We start from the raw sequence: 16,823 nt of genomic DNA on the forward strand, positions 1-16,823 counted from the left end.
AAAACGAGACACTTAAAGTGCCTCGTTTTTTGCTTGTTCTAATAAATACTCAGCTAAGGTATCCGTCACTGTTATATGAGTAAAAATTTTCGTTTTCGTTCCCACGTACAGAACATCTTTTTTACTATCTTCATAGCAGGCAACAGCTACATTGGAAATTTTACGCACATCCTCAACACCTAATCCAATGACATTTTCATTGATCTCACAAGTCACTTCCTGACCCGCCGAATCGATAAATTTCGAGTTGACATCCCCGATCACATTGAGCTTTTCCAGTTCGTCGATATCCTGCTGATCGACATATCCGATCTCGGTCATCGTATTATTTTTAGAAAAAGGACTAGCGATTCCGACTAAAGCGAAATCAACATTTTTCCCCGCCTCTAAGACATCCCGAATCCCTTCATTTTCGACCAGACTTTTCTTGATAAAGGCATTATCCACCAATGCTGGTGCATACAAATACTTACACTTAGCCCGTAATTTTTTTGAAAGATCATAGGCCAGCTGATTGGAATGGACATCGACCATTTCTGATCCTAGTCCGCCAATCAATGGAATAATGGTGGCATCTGCATGATTTTCATAAGGATACTCATCAACGATTCCTCGCAGCATTTTGCCCCAAGAAAGTCCAATCGTTTTAGCCTTAGCAATTTCTTTTTGAAAGGCCGTGATCGCCGTTTGAACCAATAAACGTTCGATTTCATCTTTTCGTAAACTGCTGGTATCTAAAACTGCGGCCTTTTTTAACCCGAATAGCTCTTCTAAGGCCAGTTCTAATTCGATTGAATAAGCGCTCTCACTCTTTATAAAAATATCAACAACGCCTTCATTTTTTGCGTCATTCAAATACTTTGAAACCAGCGAACGAGAGATGCCCAATTGTTTGGCGATCTCCGACTGTTTCAAATTTTTTTTATAATACATCGTAGCTACTTTTACGATGTCGCGATTATGTTTTATAGCCATTATGATCCCATCCCCTGAACAACTTTTGATCTCATTCACTATACGGTTGATTCCAATCTCACGCAAGTAGGAAAAAGTCATGACCGAAGCTGCTTTGTTTATTGTATTCGCAACTCAACGGTCTCCTAACCATCATTAAGCTTAAAAATAATTCAAATCGTCGTATCTTGCAAAAAGTAAAACTCTTAATGAATAATTGTACCTTCGTAGACTTATCCCTCTGCTTAATTAGTAGAATTCATCATACATAAACTCGAGATATAACTATTACTAAGAGCAGAATCGACAAATGAGGATGCACCAAATTCTGGCACATCCTCGACCTTCGGATTAAATAATTTCGATCACGCCGCCGACTTCAAATTCTGGAAAAATACCTGGACTGACAATAATCGCTCCTGGTAAGATTTCTCCAATTGCGTTACGAAAATAAATCGAGATATGGCCTAATTCTTCAAAATTCGCATTTGCCTGTGAGCCGACTTCTTCGATCGTAAACTCCTGATCGCCAAATTTGACTTTTCCACCAACTTTTAAGGCATCACTTGGGCGATCCTCAAACTCATGAATCACACAAATATCTCTCAATTCTGCCGTGGCAGAAGGACCAAACAAAATAATCAATCGTTCTTCTTCAAATGCTGGCACCATGCTGCCGATTTCTATAATTTTAGATTTTACCATCCGTCCATTCGCTCCATTCAAACTATTTTAATACATTCCGAAACTAGCTAACCATGCCAAGATTACAGCCGTGAAACCAGTTAACATCCGGCTGTAAAGAATCGCTGGTACACCGATCGATACCGTTTCTGGTTTTGCTTCTCCTAATGACAAGCCCACAGGAATAAAGTCACATCCGGCATGAGCACTGATAGCAAATAATGCTGGCAATGCATATTGAACCGGAATCGATCCATTAGCAATCTGTGTTCCAATCAATACCCCGATAACCTGAGAGATTACCGCGCCAGGACCAAGAATCGGAGACAATACAGGGATGCTACAAATCAAAGCTAAGACGATCATTCCTGGTAATGAACCGGCTAGAGGAGAAAGCACTTTTGCTAACCAATCACCAATTCCAGTATAATTGATAATCCCTACGATCATACTGATAAAGGCCATAAATGGAATAATATTTTTCAATAGCATGTCCACAGCATCACGTCCAGATTGATAGAAGGTACTCATAACACCACCAATGGCACGAGAGAAGCGGACTAAGAAACTGTCTTTTTTCGCTTGTTCTTCTGCATGATCTTCTTTAATTTTCGAATAGCGTTCTTTAAATTCTTCGTCAGACTCTCTGCCTTCTTGTTTAGTCACGATTTTTTCTGTTGCGGCTGCCGACTCGGCATCTGTCTTATGAGCATGATTGATTGCTGCCATTTGCCGTTCTTCAAGATCTGCATTTTCAACTAGCTCAACATCTTCGGGACGAACACCTGAAACAAAAATATCTTCCGTAATGTGTTTGGACAACGGACCTGAAGGTGATGATGGCAATACATCAACCGTTGGAATTCGTTTCATCGGATAAACACCGATTCGAGCCGTTCCGCCGCAGTCAATTACAGCACATAACGTTTCTTCTTCTGGAATCGAATTTTTAAATCCATCACAAGGAATACAACCAGTCAAATCAGCGATTTGCTGCGCTACGGGGTGAATTCCGCCACCAGTAACAGAAACAACTTTATTTTTTTGCTCAGTAGGCGTTAATGTCAGACCAACACCCCAACCTTTATTTCCAGGTTTTACAAATACTGTTTTGTACATTATGCTTCCTCCTTTACGCGGCTGCTTTCTTCGCTTCTCTAGCCATCATGAATTTCGTCAATTTTTCAGTTACGATCCCACGCATCAAAATCACGACAACCCCTACTAAAAAGTAGCGAACTGCCAAGCTTGATTGACTAAAACCGGCCTTCGTAACACCGTTCGCGATTCCTAGATAAACAAATAATTCACCTGCGTTAGCGTAAGGGAACAAACCTGTTACCGGATGGACAAAAGAGACCGCCGCATCATAAAAAGCTGGTTTTTCTTCTTCTCGTACGAATTTCCCAAAAGTGTAAGCCATGGGGTTCGTTAACATCAGAACTGCCAAAATCGGCATCAATGAATAGCGTAAAATCATATATTTTGAACAATAGCGGATTGCTCTGTCGACACGTTCTTCACCAATAAATGAGATAACTGAATAAGTAAATGTTAAAAGTACAATTAATAATGGGACGATTCCGGTCATGTACCCCATAAACTGTTCGCCGCCGGCTTCAAACATACCAATAAAGTTTTTTCCTGCCCATTCGATATATTTCATTATAAAATTCCTCCTTTTCTAGGTAACCGCTTCCAATTTGCGTGTATAAATTTGCGATAGTGCCTTTTCAATCTGAGGTGCTCTTTTTTGTTGTAATGCTGTACTGTAGTTGACTAATTGCGCCCCCTTGAAGGATGGTTCCTCTTTGAAACGTGCAAAAATCGTCAATCCCTTACAGATATAACATTGAATGATCTTTCCGTCAGCATCGACAACAACTGCGACGATTACTCGCAAAATTTTTCCTTTAACGACTTCGGTATAAAATTCATACTCGCTACCCGCTTGTTCAGTCGTGATTTTCTTGATGAAACTTTGATAGTACTTCACCTGAACAAGACTAAAAAGACTTTGACAAAGCATTAAAATGATCACAACAATAACTAATCCACTCATAAGCTCCATCCTCTCCAAAAGCAGATGAGGAATCCCTCATCTGCTTTACCTTTGCCTTAATCGCCAAACGTTGAATCTTGAAGTTTCCGCAAACGATAGACTGTTGTCGATTCATCGATCTCGATGTCATCATACGTCAAGAATGTTCCATCTTTGATGTCGCGTTTCGCAACGGAAGAACCACCAACTAAACCGATTGGTACATTGTTGTTTTTAACTAAATCAGCGTGCGTTTCTAACACACCGCGGACACAATAGCCGCCGATACCATCGATTTTTTCTCCTGCTTTGATGTCCTTTTTCGCTACCGCAACTGTTTCAGAAATTGGAGCGCCTAATGGAACAATCGCATGATCATGATTTAAGACTGCTTTCGCAATCGTAATCGGTGTTTCTAAGCTAGCTAAGTGATATGGCCGATATAAGATGTGATGGTCACGGTCGCCTTTTTTCATCAAATAGCTTAATTCATGACGAGCCCCATCATTTTGTCCTTTAACAATCACGAAGACCCCTGGCGCTAAACCGTCAACGTATTCCACTACGCCGTACTTATCTAAGACTCCGCCGTTTTCTTTTAAATCTAAATCTTTGACTACTGAATCAACGTCTCCGCTAATCCCGTGCATTCCTACTTTGTCAGGAATAAAACCGATGGCATTTGATAATAAATTCATCTCAGCCATAGTCTTCGTTCCATCTTGGAAAGCCGCCAACATATGACTAGACATTTGTTTAGAGTCCGCTTCTGCTTGGGCTGTATCGGGGTTGGCTCCAACCTTTAACTTATTGTTCTTACCTTTACCTGCAACTAAAACTTCCATACCCATGCTTTTCGCAAACTCAAATAATTCAGTCGTTGCAGCAGGCTCATCACCGTCGGAACCCGTATAAACTAAGTCCGCAGAATCATACATTTTCTTCATCAATGGGCCAATTGTGATATCCACTTCCACGTTCAGCAAAACAATGTGTTTTTTCGCCAACAGTGTCTCTAACGAAATTTGTGCACCAACTTCGGGAACTCCCGTCGCATCAACAATAACTTCTACCTTATCCGAATGAATAATTTCTTTAAAATCTGAGCTAACTAAGATATCCACTTTCTTCTCTGCACTTGCATTGTAAGCATCCGCGGCACGTTGTGCAGCATCCTTATTGATATCACTGATCCCTGTTACTGCCATTCCCGGAATCGTTGAAATCTGAGCAATCATCCCAAAACCCATTTGACCTGCACCAATTACCCCAACTTTGATTGGTGCGCCATTTTTTTCTCTTTCCAAAAGCTTCCCATAAAGTGTCATTATTACCCCTCCATACTTTTTTGACATATGACAATGCTTTTGACATATGCCTTAAGACAACTTTAGTATAACACCGGTCGAAACTATGTCAACGCTTTCTTTTCACAAACTATCATTTTGTATTAAATGGAACATATGTTACAAAAGTGATTTGTACCGTAAAAAACGTGATATTTCAACAACCAACCAATATTCCTTACTAAATTAAAATGGTTTTAAAAAAAGAATAGCCTAATTTGCACATTCTTAAAATAACTTAAAAACCAATGCGTTGACATTGTGGTAATCCTGGATTAAAAATGAAAAAAAGGTTTTAATTGATTATCTATTCACAATCATAGAAGTATATACGATCTTATTAAGATAGTAAAAAAATCAAAAAAATATATTAGACCAATTTGAACAGGTCCCATTTACCCTTCAATTGTGAAAAAACACACGATGATATCTTTGCGTAAGATGACTCTGTTCGACAGTAGAGAAAAAACAAAAACGCCGCTTTAACTTTTGTCAAAGCGGCGCTTTTTCTTATTGTTGTCCATAGGTTGCGAATTTCTCCAAAACCTCTTTCATTTGCTCTTGGTTCAATAATTTGGGAGTTCCGATACATCGTGCACGGTAGTCTAGCTTCGCTAAAAATTCAATGTCTTTAGCTACACCGAAAGCGCTGGACAAATCAGGTCCGATTGTAAGAACCCCATGATTCCCTAATAAAATCCCATTGTCTTCGTGGATAAAATTAAAGGCCTCTTCAGCTAGTTCACGGGTTCCAAAAGTTTTATAATCACAACAGCGAACCTTTTCACCGACAGAGCCGATAATGTAATGCAGCGGCTCGATCTCTTGCTGCAGACAAGCAAAGGTTGTCGCATATTCTGAATGCGTATGAACCACTGATCGTACATCTGGACGATTCACATAAAAAATACTATGAAGATCATATTCACTTGAAGGTTTGCGGGCTCCTTCTAAAACTTTACCATGAAGATCCATCAAGACAATATCTTCTGGCTCCGTCTCAAAATAAGGAATTCCACTAGGACTGATCAGCATAGCCTGCTCCTCAGGTAGATAAATACTGATATTACCGCCCGTACCTGTAGTTAATTTTTCGGTGATAAGTTTTTTGCCATATTCAACAATCATTTCACGTTCTTTTTGATGTTTCATTTTCTACTCCAATCAATAAAAATTATTTTCAGGCTGCTCTATTAAATAGCGTTTCAAATCGTAAGGTGAAAAAATTCCGCGATCAGTCACGACTGCGCCGATTAATTCAGGCGGAGTGATATCAAAGGACGGATAGATCGCTTTGACTCCATCTAAAGTATGTTTGATCCCATTTAATTCCATAACTTGTTCCGGATCTCGCATCTCGATCTTGATACTTTCGTGACTGATTTTATCCGTATCAGGAATACCTGTCACAAAATAAGGAACTCCAAAACGCTGAGCTAAGATCGCAATTTGATACGTCCCAACTTTATTAGCAATATAGCCGTCTTGAGCAATCGTATCGGCTGCCGATGTAAATAGATCGATTTTTTCGTGTTCCATCAAATAAGCAATCATATTATCAGAAACAACGGTCGTATCAAATCCCATCTCCGCGCAACAGCTGGCAGTCAAACGTGCACCTTGTAAATACGGACGAGTCTCTGCACAAAAGAAGCGCAGCGTCTTTTTCTGTTCGATTGCTTCCCGCAGCAGCATTCCGATAATCGTTTCTCCAAAGCATTGCGTTAAAACCGTACCGTTATCAGGAATTTTTTCGATCAAATATTTTGCCACTTGATCCATGGTGTAGTAACGTCGATTCAAGGAATCGATCGTGTTTTGTTTAATAGCCTCCGTTGGATCTTGTCCCATTTCCAACGCAAGCTCTGCGACTGCCACACACTTTTCAGTGATTAATGACATTCGATTGGCAGTGGTTGGTCGAGCATTAGCGATCGTGTGGGATGCTTCTTTCAGATACGCGATCTGTTCAACCCGCGCTAAATTCTTGCTTTCTTCCGCCGCTAACGCCATACCCATTCCCGCTGCGGTGTAAGGTCCGGCACTTTGAGTCACCATATCAGTGATCGCTTGTGCCACGGCTTGATGGTTCTCACATTCGACAAATTCCACTCGAGTCGGATATATTCGGCGATCTAGAATGCGAACTTTTCCGTTTTCGTACCAAGCAACATTTTCATATTGCAATAATGTTGGCATCGTATAATCTTGTCTTTCCAACTTATTCACCTTCTAATTTGTTTTAAGATACTTATTTAAATATTCTAATGCTGTTTTGCTTTATTCAATCTATTCATTAGATAAGTCTGAGTGAATATCTAGCTCATTCATGCCATTGACTAGCTGGCTGCCGCTGGTAATATGTTGACGATTGATAATTAATTGGATACCTAGTTTTAGCAGCATTCGTTCAGCCGTAATTTTTTTCTCAGAAGAAATAAGTGACAATTCTTTGACCTTCGAATCACCTACAACTCTACGAATAATCTCTGTTCCGGCATAACCAACAGCATCCGCCAAAATTTCTTGTAGCATGGTCTCTTTAAAGGCGCTGTTGCGATACAATGGAAAGGTTACTGCTTGGTCGTAGTAGGTTTCGAGTTTTTCTTTCACCTGATCGTAAACTGCAGCAATCGTGTCTTTACTCCACTGGTGAAACACTTGATCAACTGTCGAATCAAACAGATTTTTAACCAATGGAAAATATAAATGTGCTAAAACGTTGCCGATGTCATAACCCGCTGGACCATAAAAGGCAAACTCAGGATCAATCACTTTTAATCCGGTTTGATTGACAAAGATAGAACCAGTATGAAGATCCCCATGTAATAACGATTGGGCATTGTTCATAAAATTATTGCGCAGCAGCGCAACTTCTGCTTTTAACGGGGTATTTTCGTATAAATTTTCTTTGACGAACTGTTCATTGCCAGAGGTCAAAATATTTCGCTGTTTGTAATCGTCATAAGGCTCAGTAAAAACCAGATCTTCGCTGATATCGCACATTTCGGGATTAATAAAATCCTTAACTCGCTGTTTTTTCACATCACGATCTAAAACAATATCACTAGTTAAAAGCAATGTGCGAACCAAATATTCCGTGATTTTCTCACTAAAATCAGGAAAAATTTTCTTCTCAATCAATTCGTAACGCATGTTTTGATAGTCCGAGATATCTTCCATCGTCAAAGCATACATCTTTTGATCATAATAATAAACTTTCGGTACAAACTTTGGGGCCAACTCATTTTGTAAACGTAAAATTTCCGCTTCGATTCGATTACGATCAATAGCCAACAATCGACCAGAAGAACGCAGCCTTACATCTGCTTGCTTGATTATCAAACTTTCATGTGTGGCTTCATTCACTACACGAAAAACATAATTGATATTGCCATCACCGATCTCCGTCACTGTTATCGGCGCATTAGCAGGGAAAGCAGCTAACTCCTCCACGATATATTGTTTGACCGTCTGTATATCCATTAAAAAATGTTCCTGATACGCCGGCAATTTCCTCGGTGTAAGTTTCATATTATCGCCTCATTCATTTAAATTCTCAGGACAAAAAAACACTCATCTAAAAGTGTACATTTAAACTAGCTAAATGCAACTCCTAGATGAGCAGTTCTTAATTAATCGCAATTTTTGTTCCAACAGTGATTGTCGGCATTGCTTTGTCCTCCACATAAAGTGTTCCTGGGAGATCCGCCGTTTCCGAACCATCGAAACGCAGGGTAATATGCCCTAGATCATCGAGATTCTTCTTTACTACATCGCCTACTGCTGTAATTTTGTAGGTCTGATCATCAAATGAAAAGTTCATTCCCGCCATAATTTCGGCTGTAGATGGGGTCAAGTGGATGTTATAACAGTAATCTGCTAACGTCTCCGGCGCATCATTGCCGAAAAAAATCAGCATCTTCTCTTGTTGAAACATCTCTGCTTCCGGGCCAATATTGGTAACTTGCGTCTCAAAAATCATCTTTCATCTCTCCAAACATTTTTAACTGTATAATCCAAAACTAGCTAACCATGCAACAATCACCCGAGGAACACCATTCAAGAAACGTGAATATAGCACGGATGGTACACCAACCTCCACCGTTTCTGCTTCAGCCTCTTCTAAACCTAATCCGACCGGGATGAAGTCACAAGCATTTTGTGTATTGATGGCAAATAAAGCCGGTAATGCTAATTGCGGCGGGATATTTCCTTTACCGATTTCTACCCCGATCAAGGTTCCCAAAATCTGACTGATGACTGCCCCAGGTCCCAATAACGGTGATAAGAATGGCAATGAACAGATAAAACCGATAATGATCAATCCGAAAACATTCCCCGCTAATGGTTTCATCAAATTGGCAAAAACGGTTCCGATTCCAGAGCCTTGAATGATTCCGATTAACAATGATACGAAAGCCATAAAAGGGATGACGGTATTGATCATCGTCTGCACACCTTCACGAGCTGATTGATTGAACGTCGCTACGACTTTCCCGGCACCCATCCCTATTTTAGCGATAAAACTTTTTTGTTCCGCTTTTTGTTCAGTGATTTTTTTATCGGTTGAATATTTAAATTCACGCTCCGGCTTTTCTTCAGTAACAAAGGCCGGCTTTCCAGCAGTCTCTTCCGCGTCCGCCAACATAATTTGATTCTCACCTACTGCTGAAACATAGATAGCTTCATGAATGTACTGTGCTAAAGGACCGCTCTTTCCTGTTGGTACAATGTTGACCGTGGGAATATTTTTTTTCGGGTAAATCCCGCAGCGCAATGTCCCGCCGCAGTCAATAATTGCTAAAGCGATTTCATTGTCCGGTATGGAAGTCTTGAACCCATTGACCGATTTCATGCCAGATAACTCTTCGATTTTACCCACAATACTAGGTTTGTCTCCGCCGCCAGTCACATAAACAAATTTATGTTTTTCATCGGTTGGTGTAATGACTAGTGGTCCACCATATCCGCCAGAACCTTTTACGATTTTGATACTATTATAAGCCATTTCTTATTTCCTCCTCAATCCTATTCTGTCACTGCGACTTCATCGACTTCTTTACTCAACTGAATCCCTTGTTGTTTGCAGACAAACGCTGTAGTGAAGTCCGTTGTCCAACCACCGATAAAGTTCATAACTAACCCGACAAACATATAACGAATTGCTAATTCCATCGAATTCAATCCCAACTGAGTGATCCCTTGAGCGATTCCCATCCATACAAATAGTTCACCTGGATTGATGTGAGGAAAAACGCCATTGCTGGTATGACAAAATTGCGCATTAGATGCATAATAACTTGGTTTATAGAACTCCGGTAAAAAACGCGCCATCGTAAATGACATCGGATTGCCTAACATAAATGCAGAAACAAAGGGTAATACTAAGTAACGGGTAAACGGATTTCTTGAGGATACTTTTGCGACTTTCGTTACTCGCTCTTCTCCTAAAAAGGCAATCAGCGTATTCATCGCTACCATCAACATCAAAACAACTGGTACAATACCCGTCATCCAACTAATAAATGTTTCTGCACCTGTTTGGAAAAGGCTCATGAAGCCTTCTGCAAATTTTGTAATATAATCCATTCTTAAACACTCCTTTTTATATTATTGAAGCTTTATATTTCACTTTTCATGATAGGAACTGCGAAATGCGGAGTTCTCATCCTTTTTTGATAGTTTTTCTTGAATCGAAAGTTTCATTAATGACAATTGATTTCCTAAATTGAAAATTGGTGATACTGGTGCCTTATCCTGATGATTGCCTTTTTCTACTTCTAAATAAATCTTTTGTGCATTAGCAGCTGCTTTCCGGGTCAATTTATTTTCATTTGTTAGTATGGAAGAGTCTGTTAATTGGTGGATATCAATACCTGTGAATTGCGGACGCGGTTTGAAGCGAGCCAATATCGATGTTCCTTGCATCATCTCTGCCTCTTGAATAATTCCCGTACTATCAACTCCTAATAATAGAATCGTACCTGAAGCGATTCTGCCCGGACGGCGGCCGATTGCAACTTTCCCTTTGCGTTTCATTCGAATATAGACAGAATTAAAATTCTTGATTTGCTTCATTCCTAAAAAGATTTGGAGAATATAAGCAATAATTGCAACAGCTCCTAAAAAAAAGATATTCATGCGATATTCGCTCCTTTCCAGTACAAAGAAATGGCTCTTTGTAACACCTGCATTCTTAGTAACCTTTTACCAACAACCGACGGTACTCCTCCTTACTGCTGATCTGCTTGACTTGTTCTCGTAATGCTTCATTAGAAGAGATTACAAAAATCGTATCGTAAAAACTCAATAACTCATCCTCCATTGCTAACGTTAGATTTTCTGGAATAGCCACCAGAAAAATCAGTTCAATCTCTTCCAACGATGGTCCCTCTGGATAGATTCCGATCGTTACCAGAATTTCTTCACTTTGATGATTGATTCCGTGAGGAAAAGCAATGCCATTATCGATCACTGCCGATTCTTCCTGTGCTTTGGCCAAAATGTAAGTCTTAAAAGAATCATCAATTAATTGCTTAGCACCTAATTTTTCTAATAAAACGACTAGATTTTCTTCATAGGCCTGCTGTTTGTCCAGTTGTTCAAAAGAAAATCGAATATGCTCAAACGATGCAGCCTTTGAAGCGACGATCCGCTTCCACTCACTTAAAAGCCAATTCTCATTAAATAGATCCGTTAACTTTATTACCGCGGTAGTTGTCTTCGTATGCTTCAACGGAACCGTCGTAAATACTGCGAAATAGCGATCCAAATCCTTTGTCTCATATTCTTCTTCGGAATAATGTGCAATTCTAATATTAGGACCCAAAACCGTTGCTAGCTGACGCTTAATCATTAGCGCCGTCCCTTTGCCCGTATTACAAACCACAGCAATTTCTTTCATCTTTGGTTGAGCATCCGATTTTAATGCTAATTCAAAATAAATCGCTAAGTAAGATAGCTCTGCTTGTTGATTTGGTTTCTTTAAGAAATCGGCTAATGCAGAGATACCTATTTCCGCTAGCTCATGTGCAAAAGCATGCTTTTGCTTAAACTCCTCGCGAAAAATATCGTAGGTTTCAACCTGAAAGATGATTCGATTGATCAAAAACATAAAATGGGCTCGAATATTTTGGAACAATCTTTCTTGATCCAAATTAATGATCACCGCTTCGTTGATTTGATCCATCATATAGTTAAACAGGATTTTTACTTCTGCATTATCCGCTTGATCCTCTGAAACCAAATTATTGTTGAAAATATTTAACGGGAAACAAAGAAAGTCAAAATCCAATTTACTAATTGTCAAACTATAATCCGTTGCTAAATTAACAAATAATTCTTCTAATAATTGATCATCCGCAAAATAATTAACATAATAAGGCACTGCTTGTGTTAACGACTTTCCGGCTTGAATTCGTTGGATCGTTAAAATAATCGTCTTTTTTAATAATCCCAACGTCCGAAAATCTAATTTTTTACTTAATGCGATTTCATCAATCCGCTGCAATAACTCATCACTTAATGTAGGCTGCTCCAGATAATCATAGGTGTGATGCAGATAAAGCAGTCGCAATTGTGATTCTTTCCCAGAGATTTTCAATCCTTTGTTAGGTGTACCAATTAGGGAGATTTGATACCCACTCATTATTTGTTTCAAATTCCGCAAATCTTTATTGACCGTTGAACGACTGACTCCTAGTACTTCCGACAGATCATCGATTACGATATAGCCTTCCTGCTTCATAAAGCAATCGATTAAAACCGCGATTCGCTTTGTACTGGAATTGAAATCTGTTTGTTGTTTTAAACTGCCATTCATAATCTCTGAGAATTGTTGAGAATCCATCACTTTTAACGAATAAATATTTTCCCTTTCTTCAATTACTGCAACGCGTTCCATCTGATCATTCAGCAATTGAATCGCTTTTTTGGTGGTTTGTGCGCTTGTATCGGTTATTTTTTGCAACTCATTCAAACTCAAACGATCATGAGTAATAAAATGCTGCAATAATTGATACCAGCGATTGATCAATGCCATCTTATTACCCCACCTTCTTTATCCTCGTGTCTTTCCTCCAGCAACATTGGTCGTAACACCTGTAATATAACTAGACCGGTCAGATAAATAATAGCATACTAAATCGGCGACTTCACTGAGCTTCCCGCTCCGTCCCAAGGGAATTGTCGTGGTTTTATCATAGTTTTTTCGAAGCTCTTCAACCGAGATTCCTCTTGTATAAGCTAAGGCTGTTTCATACGCTTCAGTTCGTAATCCAGTTTCTTCCATAATTCCTGGTGCAACTCCTACTACCCGAATTCCCTGTTTTCCTAGTTCTTTAGACCATGAACGCGTGAAACTATTGACTGCTGCTTTCGTTGCGGCGTATGGACTTTGTCCTTCCGATCCTTCCAGACCACATTCCGAAGACATGTTGATGATCACACCTTCATGTCTTTTCATCATTGTCCGTGCCACTGCTTGTGTCATTAAAAACAACCCTTTTTGGTTAATCGCCATCATTTTGTCAAAGACAGTATCTGATAACTCAAACTGCCCATGTGGATCTACCTCATCTACTAACAAACGAGGAACATTAATCCCTGCATTGTTTACTAATCCATCGATTTGTCCTAACTCTTCGACAACCTTCGTGATGTTTTCTTCCACTTGCTGTCGGTTTGAAATATCCGTTTGAAAATAATACAGATTCTCGTGAACAACCTTTCCTGGTTGAAGATCGAAATTTGCAACAACTACTCCTTGACCTAGTAATTCATCAATAATACTTGCCCCAATTCCTGAAGAACCTCCTGTTACGATCACTTTTTTTCCTGCAACGTCTAACCAATCTGACATTTCGTGTTCCCTCCTCTTAATTACAGGCCAAGTATAAAGCGCTTTCCACAAATGATTAATACGCTCTTTTTTTTTAGTTTAGAAAAAAAGGTGCACTAATTTGTGAAAAATGAACAAAAAAGCCTAAGTAGACGAATCTACTCAAGCTTTTTGCAATACTCTATTCATTTCTGCTTGTAGCAATTGTGGAGAGCGCTCAATTGCGTCGATCGTATCACCCGCAATATGTGAGGTGATCACAACATTGTCTAATGCCAATAATGGTTCGTTCGGATCAATTGGCTCTTTCCATAGTACATCAATACCGGCACCAGCGATCCGTTTTTGTTGTAAGCACTCAATCAAATCTGATTGATTAACAATATCTGGTCGAGCCGTGTTTATTAAATACGCGCTGGGTTTCATTAATTTTAATAAAGAGTGATTGATCAGATTCTCTGTTTCGGGTACTACTCGCAAATGCAAGGACACTACGTCGGAATGACTAAAAATTTCCTGCAGACTTTTTAACTCGATTTGATAGCCTTCTTGATCTAAAGTAGTCTGATCTGCAAAAGCATCATATGCGCTGACTTCCATTCCTAAAGCAGTTAAACGCTTTGCAACAATTTTTCCGATATGTCCTAGACCGACTAATCCAACTTTTAAATTGGAAAATGAGGTTTTATAGATATCATTAGAAAAGGTTTGGGGCCAGTGACCGCTCTTTACTTGAATAGCTGAGGATGCGATATTACGTACAGTAGCGTACATTAATCCAATTGTAAAATCTGCAACAGGCTCAGCATTACGAATGACATTGATCACTGAAAGTCCAGCTAATTTCTTTACTGCTGCTAAATCAATATGTTCTAATCCGCCGCGGCAAGTCCCAATAACTTTTAAATTTTTCGCATGCGTCAATAACTTCCGAGAAACCGGCGCCAGATGAACCAGTAGATATTCGGCCGTCTCCACTGCCGCCAGTATCTCTGAAGACAGTTCGAATTCATTCGGACCCTCTCGCTCAAGTATTTTGATAATTTCGCGAAATTCTGAACGAGATTTATCTGCATGCCATTCAAATGCTTGAATCGTAATCGGGGATTCGATCTTTAGACCTTTTGCTGCATCCGCCAAATTATCCGCTGGAACAAATGGATCACCAATCACGACTACATTAGACATCCTGTTTGCCCACTTCCGTTAGTACCCCTATTTTAGGTTTCACGTGAAACTTTACAGCCAAATCTAAGAGTTGCTGATCAGTGATTTGCTGCTTAATCTCTTGTCTTGTTGAACAAATTTGTAAATAAATTTGTGCGGCCTTTTCCGCTGTTTCAACTAGACCAAAGGCATCATCCATCGTTTGACCTGCCCCCATAATCCCATGATGCGGCCAGATTACGATCCTTGAATCATACATTTTTTCTGCTGATGCTGCCCCCAGCTGACTGGTTCCCGCAACCATCCACGGAAGAACTGACACTCCATCTGGAAAGACCACTAAACACTCTGTAATCATTTGCCATAACGTTTTTGTAAACTTCTTTTCATCCAACTCATGTATAAAAGTCATCGCAGATATCGCGGTTGCATGTGTATGCAAAATGACTCGATGTTTTGGATCTTGGGTCATACGAACTGCATGACATTGCAAATGTGAGGCCAACTCACTGGTCGGCAGAGCACCGCTTTCTAATCCCCATAGAAGTTCATAGGTATTCCCTTCCGCACCAATCCGAATGATAGCCAAACTATCAGCGGGATTCTTTTGAACATTTTTGAAATATTTTCCTGAACCAGATACGAGAAATATCTCACCCGCCAAACTTTCAACAGCAAATTCTAATGCAGCTTTCGTTTTCACTTGATTAATATCGAGATAATACTGTACTTCTTCTTGCGGCAAACGATAACTAATATTGCCGCCATTTCGCTCCGCCCAACCATAAGCCCATAACTGACTGGTCGCCTCGCACATTTCTTGAATAAAAGGAGCTTGACTGATTTCATGAAGTGCCATTTCATCATCCTCCATTGATTACATGTTTTAAAGGAGGATCGTAATTAGTCGCGCTACGATCATAAAGGCCACACCTAACAGACCATGAATCCAATATGTCTTACTCTTTACTACATCTCCATTGGCTCCAATGACAAGTTTTTTAGCGCCATCAAAAAAGACTTTGATAAAAAAGGCCAGTCCAATCAAAATAAACAATTCGCTAATCATCTTAATCCTCCTAAACTACTAGTTAATTCTGTCCATAATAGGCATTTGCACCATGCTTACGTAAATAATGCTTATCCAACACTCGTTGCGGCAACTCCTCTGCGAAGGTATTCAATTGCCGTGTTAATAGGTTCATTTTACAGACTTCTTCTAACACCACCGCATTCATTACTGCGCTGTGCGCATCTTTCCCCCAAGTAAAGGGACCATGTCCGTGAAGTAAGACTCCCGGCACCTCTAAAGGTTTAAGTTCACGCTGCTTGAAAGTTTCGATAATCACATTTCCTGTTTCGTGCTCATAGCCTTCATCAATTTCATATTGTGACAAAAAGCGTGCGCAAGGAACTGATCCATAAAACGTATCGGCATGCGTTGTTCCCATCGCCGGAACATCTAGGCCTGATTGTGCCCAGGCCGCTGCCCATGTCGAATGAGTATGGACGATTCCGCCAATTTCTGGAAAGGCTTTGTATAATACTGCATGAGTCGGTGTATCAGATGAAGGGTTCATTTCACCTTCAATTACCTTATTATCCAAATCAACGACGACCATATCATCAGCCTTCATTTCTTCATAGCCAACGCCGCTAGGTTTGATCACAAAATATTTTGTTTCAGGATCATAGGCACTAACATTTCCCCATGTATACTTAATTAAGCCATGTTTAGGTAACGCCAAATTTGCCTGAAATACTTCTTGTTTTAATTTTTCTAACATCG

Annotated in this window: 19 protein-coding genes; all 19 read right to left on the reverse strand. The window is 39.8% G+C overall.

Annotated features, from left to right (window positions below; genetic code table 11):
* Positions 1-12: 12 nt before the first annotated feature.
* The 19 genes from I585_RS09385 to I585_RS09475 all read right to left on the reverse strand — a co-directional run bounded on the left by I585_RS09385 (position 13) and on the right by I585_RS09475 (position 16,821).
* Positions 13-975: a sugar-binding transcriptional regulator gene (locus tag I585_RS09385; RefSeq protein ID WP_034708740.1), complete on the reverse strand. Its 963-nt coding sequence runs from the start codon at positions 973-975 to the stop codon at positions 13-15.
* A gap of 330 nt (positions 976-1,305) precedes the next feature.
* Positions 1,306-1,659, reverse strand: a complete 354-nt coding sequence (locus I585_RS09390) for a PTS glucitol/sorbitol transporter subunit IIA (RefSeq protein WP_010742607.1) — start codon at positions 1,657-1,659, stop codon at positions 1,306-1,308.
* A gap of 27 nt (positions 1,660-1,686) precedes the next feature.
* Positions 1,687-2,757 (reverse strand): PTS glucitol/sorbitol transporter subunit IIB, encoded by a 1,071-nt coding sequence (srlE, locus tag I585_RS09395; RefSeq protein ID WP_010742606.1) that lies wholly within the window; start codon positions 2,755-2,757, stop codon positions 1,687-1,689.
* Between the two features lie 13 nt (positions 2,758-2,770).
* On the reverse strand, positions 2,771-3,304 hold the full coding sequence (srlA, locus tag I585_RS09400) for a PTS glucitol/sorbitol transporter subunit IIC (protein WP_010742605.1): 534 nt from the start codon (positions 3,302-3,304) through the stop codon (positions 2,771-2,773).
* A gap of 18 nt (positions 3,305-3,322) precedes the next feature.
* Complete coding sequence (locus tag I585_RS09405) at positions 3,323-3,700, reverse strand: transcriptional regulator GutM (RefSeq protein WP_010742604.1); 378 nt, start codon at positions 3,698-3,700, stop codon at positions 3,323-3,325.
* A 56-nt stretch (positions 3,701-3,756) separates the two neighbouring features.
* Positions 3,757-5,007: an NAD(P)H-dependent oxidoreductase gene (locus tag I585_RS09410; protein ID WP_010742603.1), complete on the reverse strand. Its 1,251-nt coding sequence runs from the start codon at positions 5,005-5,007 to the stop codon at positions 3,757-3,759.
* Positions 5,008-5,535: 528 nt separating this feature from the next.
* Complete coding sequence (locus tag I585_RS09415; RefSeq protein WP_010742602.1) at positions 5,536-6,177, reverse strand: L-fuculose-phosphate aldolase; 642 nt, start codon at positions 6,175-6,177, stop codon at positions 5,536-5,538.
* 12 nt (positions 6,178-6,189) lie between these two features.
* Complete coding sequence (locus tag I585_RS09420; protein WP_010742601.1) at positions 6,190-7,245, reverse strand: s-methyl-5-thioribose-1-phosphate isomerase; 1,056 nt, start codon at positions 7,243-7,245, stop codon at positions 6,190-6,192.
* Between the two features lie 69 nt (positions 7,246-7,314).
* Positions 7,315-8,559, reverse strand: coding sequence for an S-methyl-5-thioribose kinase (gene mtnK, locus I585_RS09425; RefSeq protein WP_010742600.1), 1,245 nt, complete (start codon positions 8,557-8,559; stop codon positions 7,315-7,317).
* Between the two features lie 97 nt (positions 8,560-8,656).
* Complete coding sequence (locus I585_RS09430; RefSeq protein WP_010742599.1) at positions 8,657-9,010, reverse strand: PTS glucitol/sorbitol transporter subunit IIA; 354 nt, start codon at positions 9,008-9,010, stop codon at positions 8,657-8,659.
* Between the two features lie 21 nt (positions 9,011-9,031).
* A complete protein-coding gene (gene srlE, locus I585_RS09435) occupies positions 9,032-10,036 on the reverse strand; it encodes a PTS glucitol/sorbitol transporter subunit IIB (protein WP_010742598.1) in 1,005 nt (334 codons plus the stop codon).
* Between the two features lie 20 nt (positions 10,037-10,056).
* On the reverse strand, positions 10,057-10,617 hold the full coding sequence (gene srlA / locus I585_RS09440; RefSeq protein WP_010742597.1) for a PTS glucitol/sorbitol transporter subunit IIC: 561 nt from the start codon (positions 10,615-10,617) through the stop codon (positions 10,057-10,059).
* A gap of 39 nt (positions 10,618-10,656) precedes the next feature.
* Complete coding sequence (locus I585_RS09445) at positions 10,657-11,169, reverse strand: transcriptional regulator GutM (RefSeq protein ID WP_010742596.1); 513 nt, start codon at positions 11,167-11,169, stop codon at positions 10,657-10,659.
* A gap of 55 nt (positions 11,170-11,224) precedes the next feature.
* Positions 11,225-13,069 (reverse strand): BglG family transcription antiterminator, encoded by a 1,845-nt coding sequence (locus I585_RS09450; protein ID WP_010742595.1) that lies wholly within the window; start codon positions 13,067-13,069, stop codon positions 11,225-11,227.
* Positions 13,070-13,087: 18 nt separating this feature from the next.
* Positions 13,088-13,888, reverse strand: coding sequence for an SDR family oxidoreductase (locus I585_RS09455; protein WP_010742594.1), 801 nt, complete (start codon positions 13,886-13,888; stop codon positions 13,088-13,090).
* A 141-nt stretch (positions 13,889-14,029) separates the two neighbouring features.
* Entirely contained in the window at positions 14,030-15,055 is a 1,026-nt protein-coding gene (locus tag I585_RS09460) for an NAD(P)-dependent oxidoreductase (protein WP_010742593.1), read from the reverse strand.
* Positions 15,048-15,893: a rhamnulose-1-phosphate aldolase gene (gene rhaD / locus I585_RS09465; protein ID WP_010742592.1), complete on the reverse strand. Its 846-nt coding sequence runs from the start codon at positions 15,891-15,893 to the stop codon at positions 15,048-15,050. Before rhaD ends, I585_RS09460 begins: the two co-directional genes overlap by 8 nt.
* A 27-nt stretch (positions 15,894-15,920) precedes the next feature.
* A complete protein-coding gene (locus I585_RS09470; protein ID WP_010742591.1) occupies positions 15,921-16,103 on the reverse strand; it encodes a hypothetical protein in 183 nt (60 codons plus the stop codon).
* A 22-nt stretch (positions 16,104-16,125) separates the two neighbouring features.
* Complete coding sequence (locus I585_RS09475) at positions 16,126-16,821, reverse strand: L-ribulose-5-phosphate 4-epimerase (protein ID WP_010742590.1); 696 nt, start codon at positions 16,819-16,821, stop codon at positions 16,126-16,128.
* Positions 16,822-16,823: the final 2 nt, after the last annotated feature.

Origin of the sequence: Enterococcus malodoratus ATCC 43197, assembly GCF_000407185.1 — a bacterium.
GTDB lineage: Bacteria > Bacillota > Bacilli > Lactobacillales > Enterococcaceae > Enterococcus_A > Enterococcus_A malodoratus.